Genomic DNA, 18,253 nt, shown 5'->3' on the forward strand with positions numbered 1-18,253 from the left:
ACATGGGCGCCCCGCGTGGCATCCGCCACGCGGAAGGGCCCCGCCCGCCCATGCCCCGTCCGTTCCCCGCCCGCTTCGCCATCTCGTTCTCCTGTCCCGCTGTCCTGCCCGGACGCGGCGCAGACCTTCGCGTTGCGCTGGTGTGCGCCCGGCGTCCTACGTTCCTGGATCCAGGGAGTCACGCTCATGAAGGGTTCCGACGGCACCTCGCCGAGCACGACGGACGCGCCGATCGCGGTCGTCGGACTGTCCTGCCGCCTCCCCGGAGCACCCGACCCCGCCACCTTCCGGCAACTGCTCCGCGACGGCGCCGACGCCATCACGGAGGCCCCCGAAGGACGGTGGGACGCGGACACTGCCGCCCCCCGCCGGGGCGGATTCCTGGACCGGGACCGGATCGACCACTTCGACGCCGCCTTCTTCGGCATCTCGCCACGCGAGGCCGCGGCCATGGACCCCCAGCAGCGACTGACCCTGGAACTGACCTGGGAGGCCCTCGAAGACGCCGGAATGGTTCCGGACCGGCTCCGCGACAGCCGCACCGGCGTGTACATCGGTGTGATCGCGGACGACTACGCCACCCTGGTCCGGCGTGGCGGTCCGGAGGCCATCGACCGGCACAGCTTCACCGGACTCCACCGCGGCATCATCGCCAACCGCGTCTCCTACCACCTCGGCCTGCGCGGCCCCAGCCTCACCCTCGACGCCGGACAGGCGTCCTCGCTGGTGGCCATCCACCTGGCCTGCGAAAGTATCCGCCGCGGCGAGACATCCATCGCCATCGCCGGTGGCGTCCACCTCAACCTCGCCCCCGAAAGCGGGGTCAGCGCGGCCCGGTTCGGCGGGCTGTCACCGGACGGCGTCACCTACACCTTCGACGCCCGCGCCAACGGTTTCGTACGCGGCGAGGGCGGCGGCGCCGTCGTCCTCAAGCCCCTCGCGGACGCCCTCGCCGACGGGGACCCCGTGTACTGCGTCATCCGCGGCAGCGCGCTCAACAACGACGGTGGCGGGGACCACCTCACCACCCCCCACCAGGCGGCCCAGGAGGACCTCCTGCGCCGGGCCTACCGGCAGGCCGGAGTCGACCCGGCCCGTGTCCAGTACGTGGAGTTGCACGGCACCGGTACGAGGGTCGGCGACCCGATCGAGGCCGCGGCGCTGGGCGCGGTCCTGGGCGCGGCACGGCGGCCCACCGACGCCCCACTGCTGGTGGGATCGGCCAAGACCAATGTGGGCCATCTGGAGGGCGCGGCGGGTGTCGTCGGCTTCATCAAGACGGCTCTGGGGCTCAAGTACGGCGAGCTCTTCCCCAGCCTCAACTTCCGGACACCCAACCCGGACATTCCGCTGGACCGGCTGAAGCTGCGCGTGCAGACGGCATCCGAACCGTGGACTGCCGAGGGGGGTACGCGGGAGGCGCTGACGGCCGGGGTGAGCTCGTTCGGAGTGGGCGGGACGAACTGCCATGTGGTGCTGTCCGGGGCACCGGAATTGGTGGTGGCCCGGGACGAGGCGGGAACTGAGGGGAAGGGTGCTCCGGGCCGGATCCCGTGGGTGGTGTCGGGACGCTCCGAGGCGGCGTTGCGGGCGCAGGCTGGTCGGCTGGCGTCGTACGTGGGGGAGCGGGCGGAGCTGTCGGCGGAGGATGTCGGGTTCTCGCTGGCGACGACGCGTAGTGCGTTCGAGCATCGTGCGGTGGTGTTGGGGTCCGACCGTGCGGCTTTGGCTGAGGGTTTGGGTGGAGTGGCTGAGGGTGGCGGTGCTCCGGGGTTGGTGCGGGGTGTGGTTGTGGGTGGTGGTGGTCGTGCGGTGTTGGTGTTTCCGGGGCAGGGGTCGCAGTGGGTGGGGATGGCGGTGGGGTTGTTGGAGTCGTCGCCGGTGTTCGCGGAGGCGATGGGTGAGTGTGCGGCGGCGTTGGGGCCGTTTGTGGGGTGGTCGTTGGTGGATGTGTTGGGTGATGAGGTGGCGTTGGGGCGGGTGGATGTGGTGCAGCCGGTGTTGTGGGCGGTGATGGTGTCGTTGGCTGAGGTGTGGCGTTCGTACGGTGTTGAGCCTGCTGCGGTGGTGGGTCATTCGCAGGGTGAGATTGCGGCGGCGTGTGTGGCGGGTGGGTTGTCGTTGGGGGATGCGGCGCGGGTGGTGGCGTTGCGGAGTAAGGCGTTGCGGGCGTTGTCGGGGTTGGGTGGGATGGTGTCGGTGTCGTTGCCGGTGGACTCGGTGCGGGAGCGGCTGGGGCGGTGGGGTGAGCGGTTGTCGGTGGCGGCGGTGAATGGGCCTTCGGCGGTGGTGGTCTCCGGTGACGCGGATGCGTTGGAGGAGCTGCTGGCCGTATGCGAGGGCGAGGGGGTTCGGGCGCGGCGTGTTCCGGTGGATTACGCCTCGCACTGCGCGCATGTGGAGGCCATTGAGGGTGAGTTGCTGCGAGAGCTGGCGGGGATCAGTCCTCGGTCGTCGTCGGTGCCGTTTTATTCGACGGTGACCGGTGGGGTGCTCGACACGGCCGATCTGGACGCCGGGTACTGGTACCGCAATCTGCGTCAGACCGTGCACTTCGACGAGACCGTACGCGCCCTGCTGGCCGACGGCTTCCAGGTGTTCATCGAGGCCAGCGCCCACCCCGTACTCACAGTGGGGGTGGAGCAGACCGCCGAGCAGCATGGCTCTGACGTGGCGGCCGTCGGTTCGCTGCGCCGTGACGAGGGCGGCCTGGAGCGCTTCCTGACGTCCGTGGCCGAGGCGTATGTGGGCGGTGCGTCCGTTGACTGGGCGGGGATGTTCGCGGGGACGGGTGCGCGTCGGGTCGAGCTGCCGATGTATGCCTTCCAGCGCAAGCGGTACTGGCTGGACGTCCAGGCCCTGCCGCAGCCGAGCCCGCTCACCGAGGCCGATGCGACCGACCCGGGCGACAGCGCGGACCACACATCGGCGACCGACGCGGCGTCGCTCCTACGGACACGTCTCTCCCCGCTGGACGACGCCCAGCGGGGCGAGATGCTGGCGGACCTGGTGCGTGACCAGGTCGCCACCGCGCTGGGGTACGAAGGGCCGGAAGCCGTCGATCTGGGTCGGACCTTCAAGGAGCTGGGCTTCGATTCGCTCGGCGCCGTCGACTTCCGCAATCGTCTGAACACCACGACCGGACTGCGACTGTCGACCACGCTGCTGTTCGACCACCCCACGCCCCGGGCCCTCGTACGCCATCTGCGGGACAGGCTCCTGGGTGACGGCGGGCGCGAGGAGACCACGTCGGTGCCGGTCGGCGTGGCCCCGGACGAGCCGATCGCGATCGTGGGCATGAGCTGCCGCTACCCCGGTGGTGTGCGGTCGCCCGAGGAGCTGTGGCAGCTGATCGCCTCCGGTGGCGACGCCATCGGGGCGTTCCCGGCGGACCGGGGCTGGGATCTGTCCGGGCTGTATGACGCCGACCCCGGACGAGCCGGGACGACGTACACCCGCGAAGGCGGATTCCTCTACGACGCCGGAGACTTCGACGCGGACTTCTTTGGGATCTCGCCGCGCGAGGCGCTGGCGATGGACCCGCAGCAGCGGCTCTTGCTGGAGACCTCCTGGGAGGTCTTCGAACGCGCGGGAATCGACCCGGCCGGGCGGGAGAAGAGCCGGACCGGTGTCTTCGTTGGCGCGATGTCCCAGGACTACGGACCTCGGATGCACGACGCCTCGGATGAGCTTCAGGGATACCTGCTGACCGGCAATACCGTCAGCGCCGCCTCCGGCCGCATCTCCTACACCATGGGCTTCGAGGGCCCGGCGATGACGGTGGACACCGCCTGCTCGTCCTCCTTGGTGGCCCTGCATCTGGCGGTCCAGTCGCTGCGCCAGGGCGAGTGCGCCCTCGCACTCGCCGGTGGTGTGACGGTGATGCCTACGCCGGGGTTGTTCGTGGAGTTCAGCAGGCAGCAGGGGCTGGCTCCGGACGGTCGGTGCAAGCCGTTCGCGTCGGCGGCGGACGGCACGGGCTGGGCCGAGGGTGCCGGAATGCTGCTGCTGGAGCGGCTGTCGGACGCGCGGCGGAATGGCCACCAGGTACTCGCGGTGGTGCGGGGCAGCGCCATCAACCAGGACGGTGCGTCAAACGGCCTGACCGCGCCGAACGGACCCTCGCAACAGCGGGTGATCCGGGCCGCGTTGGCGAACGCCGGACTGTCGCCCGCCGACGTGGACGCGGTCGAAGCGCATGGCACGGGCACGGCCCTGGGCGACCCGATCGAGGCCGAGGCGCTGCTCGCGACCTATGGGCGGGAGCGGAGCGCCGAGGACCGGCCGCTGTGGTTGGGGTCGGTGAAGTCGAACATCGGTCATACGCAGGCGGCGGCGGGTGTCGCGGGCGTGATGAAGATGGTGTTGGCGATGCGGCATGGGGTGCTCCCGAAGTCGCTGCACGTCGATGAGCCGTCACCGCATGTGGACTGGTCGGCGGGTGCGGTGGAGTTGCTGACGGATGCGGTGGAGTGGCCGGAGACGGGCCGGTCGTGGCGTGCGGGTGTGTCGTCATTCGGCATCAGCGGGACGAATGCCCATGTCATCGTGGAGCAGGCTCCCGCAGAGGTGGGCGTTGCCCAGCCGGTGGACGAGGGACGGGAGGTCCCGGCGTCGGTGCCGTGGGTGGTGTCGGCGAAGTCCGAGGGTGCGTTGCGGGCGCAGGCGGAGCGGTTGCTGTCAGCGGTGCGTGGCGGCATGGACACCGAGGCGTCGGTCGTGGATGTGGCCTCGTCGCTGGTGACCGCGCGGTCGGTGTTCGAGCATCGTGCGGTGGTGCTGGCGGGCGACGGTGAGGGGTTTGCGGCAGGGCTGCGGGCGCTGGTGGATGGTGTACCGGCGGCGGGTGTGGTGCGGGGTTCGGTGGTGCCGGGGAAGCTGGCGGTGGTGTTCTCGGGGCAGGGTAGTCAGCGGGTTGGGATGGGTCGGGAGCTGTATGAGGTGTTCCCGGTCTTCGCGGAGGCGTTTGACGAGGTGTGTGCGCTGTTCGACGTGGTGTTGGCGCGTCCGCTGCGGGATGTGGTGTTCGGGGATGTGCCGGGGCTGGATGGGACGGGGTTTGCTCAGTGTGGGTTGTTCGCGGTGGAGGTGGCGCTGTTCCGGTTGGTGGAGTCGTGGGGTGTGCGGCCGGATTTCGTGGCGGGGCATTCGATCGGTGAGCTGGTGGCCGCGCATGTGGCGGGCGTGTTGTCGCTGGAGGACGCGTGTGTGTTGGTGGCGGCTCGGGGGCGGTTGATGCAGGGGTTGCCGTCGGGTGGGGTGATGGTGTCGGTGCAGGCCGCTGAGGCGGACGTGCTGCCGCTGCTGGCCGGTCGTGAGGCCGAGGTGAGTGTGGCGGCGGTCAACGGTCCGCGTTCGACCGTGATCTCCGGCGCGGAAGAAGCGGTGACGGAGATCGCTGGACAGTTTGACGCTCAGGGCATCAAGACGAAGCGGTTGCGCGTCTCGCATGCGTTCCATTCGCCGTTGATGGAGCCGATGCTGGCGGAGTTCCGGCGGGTGGCCGAGGGGTTGTCGTATGCGCCGCCGCGTGTCCCCGTTGTGTCGAATGTGACGGGTCTGGTCGCGGATGCCGAGGCGCTGTGCTCGGCCGAGTACTGGGTGCGGCATGTGCGTGAAGCCGTGCGCTTCGCGGACGGGGTACGGAGTCTGGCGGACGCGGGAGCCACCACCTTCCTGGAGCTGGGCCCGGACGGGGTGCTGTCCGGGGTGGGGCAGGAGTGCGTGTCCGACGCGGTCTTCGTATCGGCGCTGCGCGATGGCCGGGGCGAGAGCCCTTCGCTGCAGGAGGCGCTCGCCGAGATCTATGTACGAGGGCGGCAGGTCGACTGGTCAGCCCTGTTGGCGCCGGCCCACCCCCGCCGCGTGGAGTTGCCGACGTATGCGTTCCAGCGGGAGCGCTTCTGGCTGGAGCCGGTCCGTACCGGCACGGCCCCGGCGATGACGCAGGTGGCTGATCGTCGGCGCTATCAGGTGTCGTGGGCGCCCGTTTCGGACGTGGTGGGTGCTGCGCTGACAGGCACGTGGCTGGTGACGGTCCCGGCGGGGTCGGCCGGGGATGAGTGGGTTGCGGACTGTGTGGCCGCGTTGGCTGGGCGCGGTGCCCTGCCTGTCGTGGTCGAGCTGGGGCAGGACGACGCCGACCGTGCGGTGATGGCGGACCGGCTGCGCCGGGCCCTGGATGAGGCCGAGGTCTCCGACGCCGCGGGCGTGGTGTCGCTGCTGGCGCTGGCGGAGGGGCGGCACGGCGAGTACGGGTCGGTGCCGTTGGGCCTGGCGCTGACCTTGTCCCTGCTTCAGGGGATCGGGGATGCGGGCGTGGGCGGCCGTGTGTGGTGTGTGACGCGGGGTGCGGTGGCGGTGGGCAGTTCGGAGGGCCCGTCGAGTGTGGAGCAGGCGGCGGTGTGGGGGCTGGGCCGGGTCGCCGGATTGGAGGCGCCGGAGCGCTGGGGTGGCCTGCTCGACCTGCCCGAGGTGTGGGATGCGCGGGCGGCGGACCGCCTGGTGGGCGTGGTGAGTGGCCGCGCGGGCGAGACCGAGGTGGCGGTGCGGGCGTCGGGTGTGTTCGGCCGCCGTGTGGTGCGTGCGGTCCAGGGTGCACATGGCGTCGGGGGCTGGGAGCCGTCGGGCACGGTGCTGGTGACTGGTGGTACGGGTGCGTTGGGTGCCCATGTGGCGCGGTGGTTGGCGCGGGTGGGTGTGGAGCATCTGTTGCTGGTGTCGCGTCGTGGGCCTGGGGCTGTGGGTGTGGATGAGCTGTGTGTCGAGCTGCGTGAGTTGGGTGCTCGGGTGACGGTTGTGGCGTGTGATGTGGGCGATCGTGGTGCGTTGGCGGGGGTGTTGGCGGGGGTGCCGGAGGAGTTGCCGTTGACGGCGGTGGTGCATGCGGCGGGTGTGCTGGATGACGGGGTGCTGGACGGGCTGTCGGTGGAGCGGTTCGAGGGTGTGCTGCGGGCGAAGTCCGAGGCGGGGTGGCATCTGCATGAGTTGACGAGGGAGCTGGACCTTTCGGCGTTTGTGTTGTTCTCGTCGTTCTCGGGGACGGTGGGTGCCGCTGGGCAGGCCAACTATGCGGCGGCGAACGCGACTTTGGACGCGTTGGCGGAGTGGCGGCGCGGTGCGGGGCTTCCGGCCACCTCCGTGGCCTGGGGCCCCTGGGCCGACCAGGGCATGGCAGAGGCCGTCGCGGACCGTTGGCGGCGCCATGGCCTCCCCGCGATGGACCCCGAGTCGGCCGTCGCCGCCCTGGAGCAGAGCGTCAACCATGCGGCAGCGTCTCTGATCGTCGCCGACGTCGAGTGGGACCCCCTGGCCCGGACGATGGCGGACCCCCGTTCGCGCCGACTCCTGCACGAGCTCACGGCACACGGCTCACCCGACACCGCCGACGATGCCATCACCACTGACGAGTCGCTTCGGCGCCGACTCGCCGGACTGGGGACGGCGGAACAAGACCGTGTCCTCCTGGAGTTCGTGCGGTCCCATGTGGCAGCCGTCCTGGGACACCGCCGTCCCGAGGCCATCGACGCCGACCGGGCCTTCAAGGAGCTGGGCTTCGACTCCCTCGCGGCGGTGACCCTGCGCAACCGGCTGAACGCGGCCACCGGGCTGAGCCTGCCGAGCACCCTGCTCTTCGACCACCCCACCGTGACGGCGCTGGTCGAACTGCTGCGCACCGAGGTGCTGGGGCTGCGAAACGGCGCGGACGCCGCGCTGCCCGTCGCCGTGGCCACCGACGACGAGCCCATCGCCATCGTGGCCATGAGCTGCCGCTTCCCCGGCGAGGTGCGGACACCGGAAGACCTGTGGCAGCTTCTGCTCGCCGGGCGCGAGGCGCTCACCGAGTTCCCCGCCGACCGCGGATGGGACCTGGACACGCTCTACGGGCCCGACCCGGAGGAGCACGGCAAGAGCTACGTCCGCGAGGGCGGATTCCTCGAGGCAGCGGGCGACTTCGACCCGAAGTTCTTCGGCATCTCGCCGCGTGAGGCGGTGGCGATGGACCCGCAGCAGCGGCTGCTGCTGGAGACATCCTGGGAGGCGTTCGAGCGGGCCGGGATCGATCCCACGCTGCTCCGGGGCAGCCGGACCGGGGTCTTCGTGGGCAGCAACGGCCAGGACTACGGGACCAGCCTGCGCCAGGCGGCAGCGGAGCACATCGAGGGCCACCTGGTCACCAGCAGCGCCGCCAGCGTCGTCTCCGGCCGCATCTCCTACACCTTCGGCTTCGAGGGCCCGGCGGTCACGGTGGACACCGCCTGTTCGTCGTCGCTGGTCGCCCTGCATCTGGCGGCGCAGTCCCTGCGCCAAGGCGAATGCTCGCTCGCGCTCGCCGGCGGTGTCACCGTGATGTCCACTCCCGAACTCTTCGTGGAGTTCAGCCGACAGCGCGGTCTGGCGGCCGATGGTCGGTGCAAGGCGTTCGCGGCGGCCGCGGACGGCACCGGCTGGGGCGAAGGTGTGGGCTTGCTGCTGCTGGAGCGGCTGTCCGACGCGCGCCGCAACGGCCATCAGGTGTTGGCGGTGGTACGCGGCTCCGCCGTCAACCAGGACGGCGCGAGCAACGGCCTCACCGCTCCGAGCGGCCCGTCGCAGCAGCGGGTGATCCGCGCCGCCCTGGCGAACGCCAGGCTGTCGGCCGCCGACGTCGATATGGTCGAGGCGCACGGCACGGGTACGACGCTGGGCGATCCGATCGAGGCGCAGGCGCTGCTGGCCACGTACGGGCAGGAGCGGCCCGAAGAGCGGCCGCTGTGGCTCGGCTCGATCAAGTCCAACATCGGCCACACCCAGGCCGCGGCCGGTGTGGCCGGGGTCATCAAGTCGGTGCTGGCCATGCGCGACGGCGTGCTTCCGCGGACCCTGCACGTCGATGAGCCGTCCCCGCATGTGGACTGGTCAGCGGGTGCGGTGGAGCTTCTGACCGCCCCGATGGCGTGGCCCGAGACCGGTCGGCCCCGTCGGGCGGGTGTCTCCTCCTTCGGCGTGAGCGGCACCAACGCCCATGTGATCCTGGAGCAGGGGCCGATGGTGCCCGATGCCGCCACGGACGCCACCTCTGAACCGAGCGGCGTGGTGCCATGGGTGGTATCGGCGCGGTCCGAGGCGGGACTCCGCGACCAGGCCGCGCGCTTGCTGTCCACGGTGGGCGATGAGGCCGGTCCGGCGTCGGTGGATGTCGGTCTGTCGCTGGTCACCACACGTGCCGTGTTCGAGCGGCGGGCAGTGGTGCTCGGCGGTGACCGTACCGCGCTCCTCAGTGGCCTGACCGCGCTGGCCGAGGGCCGCGAGGCCACGGGTGTGGTGCGCGGGGCGGCTACTGGCTCCTCGGACCGCGTCGCCTTTGTCTTCCCTGGTCAGGGGGCGCAGTGGGTGGGGATGGCGGCGGGGTTGCTGGAGTCGTCGCCGGTGTTCGCGGAGCGGTTGGCTGAGTGCGCTGCGGTGTTGGCGCCGTTTGTGCAGTGGTCGCTGGTGGATGTGCTCGGCGATGCGGAGGCGCTGGAGCGGGTTGATGTGGTGCAGCCGGTGTTGTGGGCGGTGATGGTGTCGCTGGCTGAGCTGTGGCGCTCGTACGGTGTCGAGCCCGCGGCCGTCATTGGTCACTCCCAGGGTGAGATCGCGGCGGCGTGTGTGGCGGGCGCGTTGTCGTTGGAGGACGCGGCGCGGGTGGTGGCGTTGCGGAGCAAGGCGCTGCGCGCGCTGTCGGGACTCGGTGGGATGGTGTCGGTGTCGTTGCCGGTGGAGGCCGTACGGGAGCGGCTGGACCGGTGGGATGAGCGGCTGTCGGTGGCGGCGGTGAACGGGCCCTCGGCGGTCGTGGTCTCCGGCGACGCGGACGCGTTGGACGAGCTGCTGACGGCGTGCGAGGCCGACGAGATCCGGGCGCGTCGTATCCCCGTCGACTACGCCTCGCACTGCGCTCATGTCGAGGCCATCGAGGACGAGCTTCAGCAGACCCTCGCGGGGATCGCTCCGCGCTCGTCGTCGGTGCCGTTCTACTCCACGGTCACGGCAGGCGTGCTGGAGACCCAGGAACTCGACGCCGGGTACTGGTACCGCAATCTGCGCCAGACGGTGCGCTTCGACGAGACCGTCCGCGCCCTGCTCGCCGCCGGCTTCGATACGTTCATCGAGGCCAGTGCCCACCCCGTCCTGACGATGGGCGTGGAGCAGACGGCCCAGGACCACGGCACGCACATCACCGCCGTCGGGTCCCTGCGCCGTGACGAAGGCGGTCTCGACCGGTTCGCCACCTCCCTCGCCGAGGCATACGTCGGCGGCGCGTCCGTCGACTGGGCGGCCATGTTCGCGGGCACGGGCGCCCGACGCGTCGATCTGCCGACGTACGCATTCCAGCACCAGCGCTACTGGGTCGAGCCCTCAGCCGTGGCGGGCGACGTGTCCTCGGCCGGACTGACCTCCGCCGACCATCCCCTCCTCGGTGCGGCGACCGCGCTGCCCGACTCGGACGGGTGGCTGCTGACGGGCCGCCTCTCGCTCCGTACGCATCCCTGGCTGGCCGAACACACCGTGCTCGGCCGGGCCCTGCTGCCCGCGTCCGCGTTCGTGGAGTTGGCGCTCCGAGCCGGTGTCGCGGCCGGATGCGACCGCGTGGAGGAGCTGACGCTGGAGGCGCCTCTGGTGCTTCCCGAACAGGGCGCCGTACAGCTTCAGTTGACCGTCGGCGGGCCCGATGAGGACGGCGGACGTGCCGTACGGGTGTACGCGCGGCCGGAGGACACCGCCGACCGGCCGTGGATCCGGTATGCCTCGGGAACGCTGGTCCACAGCCGCGCCACCAGCCCCAGCCCCCTCGCTGACCTCAGCGTATGGCCACCGACCGGCGCGGAAGCCGTCGACACCGCCGACTTCTACGAGCGGTTGGCCGACTCCGGGGTGGCGTACGGGCCCGTCTTCCGCGGCGTTCGCGCGGTATGGCGCCGCGGTGACGAGCTCTTCGCCGAAGTGGTGCTGCCCGAGGACGCCCGTGGTGAGGTGCCCCGGTTCGGCATCCACCCGGCCCTGCTGGACACCGCCTTGCAGACGGGCCTGGCGCCCCTCTCGGGCGATACGGACGGCATCCGCCTGCCGTTCCTCTGGAGCGGTGTGTCGTTGCACGCGACCGGGGCGTCGATGCTCCGCGTACGGCTCACCCGCAAGGGCACGGACACCCTGTCCGCGCTGGTAGCCGACCCGGCCGGAACACCGGTGGCCACGGTGGACGCGCTGGTGGCGCGGCCGGTGACGGAGGAGCAGTTCGCGGCCGCGACAGCGGAGCCCGGCGACGGCCGACCGGAACGGGCCACCGTGGTCCGCCGCGCACTGGCCCAGGCGGCGCCCGGAGCGGAGGAGGTGTCGCTACGGCGGCGTCTGCTCGGGGTGGGCGACGCGGAGCGGGAGCGGACGGTGCTGCGCCTGGTCCAGGACCAGGCCGCCACCGTCCTCGGCCACAGCACACCGGACGCGGTCGAGCCGGAGATCTCCTTCAAGGAGCACGGTTTCGACTCCCTCACGGCGGTGGAGCTGCGGAACCGGCTGAACGCGGCCACGGGCGAGCGGCTGCCCGCCACGGTCGTCTTCGACTACCCGACCCCCGCCGCGCTCGCGGAATACCTCCGCACGGAACTGCTCGGCCTCCGGGAGGGCGATGCCCCCTCGGCACCCGCGCCCGTCACCCGGGCCGAACCGCACGACGATCCGATCGCCATCGTCGCCATGGGGTGTCGTCTGCCCGGTGGCGTCCGGTCCCCGGAGGAGCTGTGGGACCTGCTGACCGAGGGCCGTGACGCGATATCCGGCTTTCCCGAAGACCGTGGCTGGGAGCTCGACGGGCTCTACGACGCCGACCCCGACGTCCCCGGGAAGACCTACACGCGCCACGGTGGCTTCGTCGACGGGGCGGGCGAATTCGACGCGGCGTTCTTCGGCATCTCACCGCGTGAGGCGGTGGCGATGGACCCGCAGCACCGACTGCTGCTGGAGACGTCCTGGGAAACCTTCGAACGCGCGGGCATCGACCCGGCCTCCCTGCGCGGCAGCCAGACCGGTGTGTTCGTGGGCGCCGGATCACATGGATACGGCGCGGGCCCGATCCGGCCGTCGAGCGGTGTCGAGGGCTATCTGCTCACCGGTAACGCCCTCAGCGTCACCTCCGGTCGGCTCGCCTATGCGTTCGGCTTCGAAGGGCCGGCCGTCGCCGTCGACACGGCGTGCTCGTCGTCGCTGGTGGCGCTGCACCTGGCCGCGCAGTCGCTGCGGCAGGGCGAGTGCTCCCTGGCCCTGGCCGGTGGCACGGCGATCATGTCCACCCCCTGGACCTTCGTCGGCTTCAGCCGCCAGCGGGGGCTGGCACCGGACGGGCGCTGCAAGCCCTTCTCCGCCGCCGCCGATGGCTTCGGCCCGGCGGAGGGCGTCGGTGTGCTGCTGCTGGAGCGCCTGTCGGACGCCCGCCGGAACGGACACCGTGTGCTCGCCCTCGTACGGGGCACCGCCATCAATCAGGACGGTGCGAGCAACGGCCTCACCGCGCCCAACGGACCCTCGCAACAGCGGGTTATCCGCGCCGCGTTGGAGAACGCCCGGCTGTCGGCGGCCGAGGTGGACGCGGTCGAGGCACATGGCACCGGCACCAAGCTGGGCGACCCCATCGAGGCGCAGGCCCTGCTCGCCACGTACGGCAGGGGCCGTCCCGAAGAACGGCCGCTGCTGCTGGGCTCGGTGAAGTCGAACATCGGGCACACACAGGCGGCGGCGGGCGTGGCCGGTGTGATCAAGATGGTGCTCGGCATGCGGCACGGCGTGCTGCCGCGCACCCTGCACCTGGATGAGCCGTCACCGCATGTGGACTGGTCCGCGGGTGGGTTGCGCCTGCTAACGGACGATACGCCCTGGCCGGAGACCGGACGGCCGCGCCGCGCGGCGGTCTCCTCCTTCGGGATGAGCGGAACCAACGCCCACGCCGTGCTGGAAGCGGCCCCGCACGACGACGCCCCCGGTCATGATGCCGATGGCGATACCCCGGTCGGGGAACTGCCGGAGATCACGCCATGGGTGATTTCCGGACGGTCGGACGCCGCGGTCGAGGCACAGGCTGAACGGCTGCTGACGCATGTGCGCGAGCGCGGAGAGGTCTCACCCGCCGATATCGGACTGTCGTTGGCGACCACGCGCAGTGTCTTCGAACACCGTGCGGTGGTGCTGGCGGGGGACGGGGACGGTCTCCTGAACGGCCTGGGCGGGTTGGCCGAGGGGAACGTGGCCCCCGGTGTGGTGCGGGGGATGGCGACCGCCCGGGACCACGCGGTGCTTGTCTTCCCTGGTCAGGGGTCGCAGTGGGTGGGGATGGCGGTGGGGTTGCTGGAGTCGTCGCCGGTGTTCGCGGAGGCGATGGGTGAGTGTGCGGCGGCGTTGGGGCCGTTTGTGGAGTGGTCGCTGGTGGATGTGCTCGGCGATGCGGAGGCGCTGGAGCGGGTGGATGTGGTGCAGCCGGTGTTGTGGGCGGTGATGGTGTCGTTGGCGGAGGTGTGGCGTTCGTACGGTGTTGAGCCCGCGGCGGTCGTTGGCCACTCGCAGGGTGAGATTGCGGCGGCGTGTGTGGCGGGTGGGTTGTCGTTGGGGGATGCGGCGCGGGTGGTGGCGTTGCGGAGTAAGGCGTTGCGGGCGTTGTCGGGGTTGGGTGGGATGGTGTCGGTGTCGTTGCCGGTGGGGGAGGTGCGGGAGCGGCTTGCGGCGTGGGGTGAGCGGTTGTCGGTGGCGGCGGTGAATGGGCCTTCGGCGGTGGTGGTCTCCGGTGACGCGGATGCGTTGGAGGAGCTGCTGGCCGTATGCGAGGGCGAGGGGGTTCGGGCGCGGCGTGTTCCGGTGGACTACGCCTCGCATTGTGCTCATGTGGAGGCCATTGAGGGTGAGCTTCGGCAGGCCCTCGCGGGGATCAGTCCTCGGCCGTCGTCGGTTCCGTTCTATTCGACGGTGACCGGTGGGGTGCTCGACACGGCCGATCTGGACGCCGGGTACTGGTACCGCAATCTGCGTCAGACGGTGCGCTTCGACGAGACCGTACGCGCCCTGCTGGCGGATGGCTTCCAGGTGTTCATCGAGGCCAGCGCCCACCCCGTCCTGACGATGGGTGTGGAGCAGACCGCCGAGGAGCACGGCGCCCGTGTCACCGTCGTCGGTTCGCTGCGCCGCGACGAAGGTGGTCTGGAGCGCTTCCTGACGTCCGCGGCCGAGGCGTATGTCGGCGGTGCGTCCGTCGACTGGGCGGGGATGTTCGCGCGGACGGGCGCGCGGCGTGTGGATCTGCCGACGTATGCCTTCCAGCGCACCCACTTCTGGCTGGAGTCGGAGGCCCTCGAGACCGCAGGTGATGTGTCTTCGGTGGGGCTGGACTCGGCCGAGCACCCGTTGCTGGGTGCCGCCGTGCCGCTGCCCGACTCGGACGGTTTCCTGCTCACCGGTCGGCTCTCGCTCCGTACCCACCCCTGGCTCGCCGACCACGCGGTGCTGGGCCGGGCCATCCTGCCCGGTACGGCGTTTGTCGAGCTGGCATCGCGGGCCGGTGACGCGGTCGGTTGTGACCGGTTGGAGGAGCTGACGCTGGAGGCGCCCCTGGTGCTGCCCGACGAAGGTGCGGTCCAGGTACAGCTGGCCGTGGGCGGGCCCCGGCCGGACGGACAGCGCGAGTTCACCGTGCATGCCCGTCGTGACAACGTCCCGAACGCGTCGTGGACGTGCCACGCGAAGGGCGTGCTGGCCCTGAACTCCACGGCCGTCAACGGGACGACGGGCCCGGCGGACCTGAAGGCATGGCCGCCGGCGGGCGCCGAGGCGGTCGAGACCGCGGGCTTCTACGAGGATGTGGCGGCCACCGGGCTGGCGTACGGACCGGTGTTCCGAGGTCTGCGCGCCGTCTGGCGCAAGGGCGACGAGGTCTTCGCCGAGGTGGCGCTGCCGGAGGAGTCGCGCGCCGACGCGGCCCGGTTCGGGCTGCATCCCGCCCTGCTCGACACGGCGCTGCACGCCTGGCTGGTGTGCGCCGCCTCGCATCCGGAGAAGGACGGGATCCGGCTGCCGTTCGTGTGGAGCGGTGTGTCGCTGCACGCCACTGGCGCGACCTCGCTGCGGGTACGGCTGGCCCGTGCGGGCACCGATGGGATGTCCGTCCTGGTGGCCGACGCCGCCGGAACACCGGTGGCGACGGCGGAGGCGCTGGTCACCCGGCCGGTTTCGGAGGCACAGCTCGCGTCGTCCGCCACCGCCGACGAGTCGCTATACCGGGTGGAGTGGATCGCGGCGCCCGCCACCGATCCGACGTCCACCACCGCCCCGGACCCGGCCCCCGCCACCGACCGGTGCGCCGTGGCAGGACCGGACCCCTTCGGCCTGACCAGGGCGTTGAAGGCGGCCGACGGATCGGTGGAGGAACACGCCGACCTGGCCGCTCTCGCAGCACATGTGCGATCCGGCGCTCCCATGCCGGACCTGGTGTTCGTGACCGTGTCCTCCGCCCCCGGCGAGGGCGTCGTCCCGGCGACGCGGGACGTGGCCCACCGGACCCTGGACATGGTGCGGGCTTGGCTGGCGGAGGACGGGTTCGCCGCGGCCCGGTTGGTGTTCGTCACCCGGGGCGCGCTGGCCACCGAGGACGGTGAGGACCCGCGCGACCTGGCCGCGGCCCCGGTATGGGGGCTGGTGCGGTCGGCGCGGGCCGAGCATCCGGACCGTTTCGTCCTGCTGGACGTGGACGGCACCGGGCCATCGCTCGACGTGGTGCACCAGGCGGTGTCCACCGGGGAGCCGCAGCTCGCGGTGCGCGGTGCCGAGGTCCTGGTGCCGCGCCTGGCCCCCGGTGCCGCGAAGGGTGTGCTGACGCCACCGGATGGCGCGGAGGCATGGCGACTGGAGGCGTCCGGAGCGGGCACGCTGGAGGGGCTGACGCTGGCCACGGCCACGGACGCCACCCGAGAGCTCGGCGAGCACGAGGTGCGGGTCGCCGTGCGCGCCACGGGTCTGAACTTCCGCGATGTCCTGATCTCCCTGGACATGTATCCGGACGAGGCCATGATGGGCGGCGAGGGAGCCGGTGTGGTCGTGGCCACCGGCCCCGGTGTGACGGCCTTCGCCGTCGGCGACCGGGTGATGGGGCTGTGGTCCGGTGGTTTCGGGCCGTTGGCCGTGGTGGACCACCGCACCCTGGTGCGGATCCCGGACGGCTGGTCCTTCACCGAGGCCGCGTCCGTCCCCGTGGTTTTCGTGACGGCCTTGTACGCGCTGCGCGAGCTGGCGGGCGTACGGCGTGGCGAATCGCTGCTGGTCCATTCCGCCGCCGGTGGCGTGGGAATGGCGGCGGTGCGGCTGGCGCGGGCCTGGGGCGTCGAGGTGTTCGCGACCGCGAGCGAGGCCAAATGGGACGTCCTGCGCGGCCTCGGACTGGACGAGGCGCATATCGCGTCGTCGCGCACGCTGGAGTTCGAGGAGCGGTTCAGGGACTCCTCGGCCGGTCGCGGTGTGGATGTGGTCCTGGACTCCCTGTCCGGTGAGTTCGTGGACGCGTCGCTGCGGCTGCTCGCCGAGGGCGGGCGGTTCATCGAGATGGGCAAGACGGATGTGCGGTCCGCCGACGCGGTGGCCGCGGCTCATCCGGGCGTGCTGTACCGGGCGTTCGACCTGGGGGAGGCGGGCCCCGAGCGCCTCGGGGAAATGCTCGCGGAGGTCGTGTCCCTCTTCGAGCGTGGTGTGCTGGAGCCGCTGCCCGCACGGGTGTGGGATGTGCGCAGGGCTCCCGAGGCGTTCCGGTTCATGAGCCAGGCGCGCCATGTGGGCAAGCTGGTGCTGAGCGTTCCGGCCGCGCCGGCCCCGGAGGGGACCGTACTGATCACCGGCGCCGGTGGCGTCCTGGGCGGACTGATCGCCCGGCATCTGGTGGCGGAGCACGGCATCCACCGGCTGCTGCTGGTCAGCCGCCGTGGCCGTGCGGCCGAGAGCATGGCGGCGCTCGAGGCGGAGCTGACGGCCCTGGGTGCCTCGGTCACCGTCGCCGCCTGCGATGTCGCCGACCGCGACGCGCTGGCCGATCTGCTGGCGGACCTCCCCGACGGACACGGCCTGACCGGTGTGGTGCACGCCGCGGGCATCCTGGACGACGGAACGGTGACCTCGCTGACACCGGAGCGGCTCGACGCGGTGCTGCGCGCCAAGGTCGACGGGGCGTGGCATCTGCACGAGCTGACGCGCCGTTTCGATGTGGCCATGTTCGCCCTGTTCTCGTCGACCGCCGGTGTCCTGGGATCTGCGGGCCAGGCCAACTACGCCGCCGCCAACACGTTCCTGGACGGACTGGCCCAGCGGCGCCGGGCGATGGGCCTGCCCGGAGTGTCACTCGCCTGGGGCCTGTGGGCCGAGCGCACCGGAATGACCGGACACCTCGGCCAGGCGGACCTCTCGCGGATGACACGGGTCGGACTGGTGCCGTTCCTCTCAGAGGAGGGCCTGCGGCTCTTCGACACGGCCGGCCGGCTGGCCGAGGGCGTGGTGGTGCCCGCCCGGCTCGACCTCGGCCACTTGGCGGCCGCCGCCGACACCACGCCCGTACCCCCGTTGCTCCACGGACTGGTACGATGGCCCGTCACGCCCAGGCGCGCCTCGGTCCAGGAAGACCCCGGCTCGCGGGAGGCGCCACTGGCGCGGCGGCTGGCCGGGCTCGGCCAGGGGGAGCGGCAGCGGACGCTGCTGCGTCTGGTCCAGGAACACGCCGCCACGGTCCTGGGCCATGGGACGGCGTCGGCGGTGGTCGCCGACCGCGGCTTCCTGGAACTCGGCTTCGACTCGCTCACCGCGGTCGAGCTGCGCAACCGGCTGAACGCGGTCACCGGGCTGAGGCTGCCCGCGACCCTCATCTTCGACTACCCGACCCCCGCCGCGCTGGCGGGACACCTGGGGGAGGAGATCGCCCCCGCGGCGGCGGGCGACCCGTCGGACGTGGCCGCCGAACTCGACCGGCTGGAAGCCGCGTTGCTCGGCACCGACGCGGCGGCCGACGACGCCACCCGCGCGATGGTGGCCGACCGGCTGAAGCGTCTGCTGTCCCACTGGGACGGGGACCGCGGCGGCCCGGCGCCGGACGGCCCGGCCGGTGGCCCCGCCACCGGTTCCGGCGAGGCGGACGACGTCGCCGAGCACCTGGAGACGGCGGCGGCCGACGAGCTCTTCGCCTTCATCGACCAGGAGTTCGGGCCGTGATCCGAGCGGCGACCGC

At 71.7% G+C, this 18,253-nt stretch carries 1 protein-coding gene; it reads left to right on the forward strand.

What is annotated here, in order from left to right; genetic code table 11:
• Positions 1-186: 186 nt before the first annotated feature.
• Positions 187-18,237 carry an SDR family NAD(P)-dependent oxidoreductase gene (locus ACZ6TD_RS42900; RefSeq protein WP_471346952.1) on the forward strand — a complete coding sequence of 6,017 codons (18,051 nt, stop codon included), beginning with the start codon at positions 187-189 and terminating at the stop codon, positions 18,235-18,237.
• The last annotated feature ends 16 nt before the right edge of the window (positions 18,238-18,253 follow it).

The organism is Streptomyces yongxingensis (genome assembly GCF_055597465.1).

Excerpts from the sequence above, each read along its gene's own strand:
- ACZ6TD_RS42900 (WP_471346952.1), top strand. The coding sequence starts at position 187 with ATGAAGGGTTCCGACGGCACCTCGCCGAGCACGACGGACGCGCCGATC.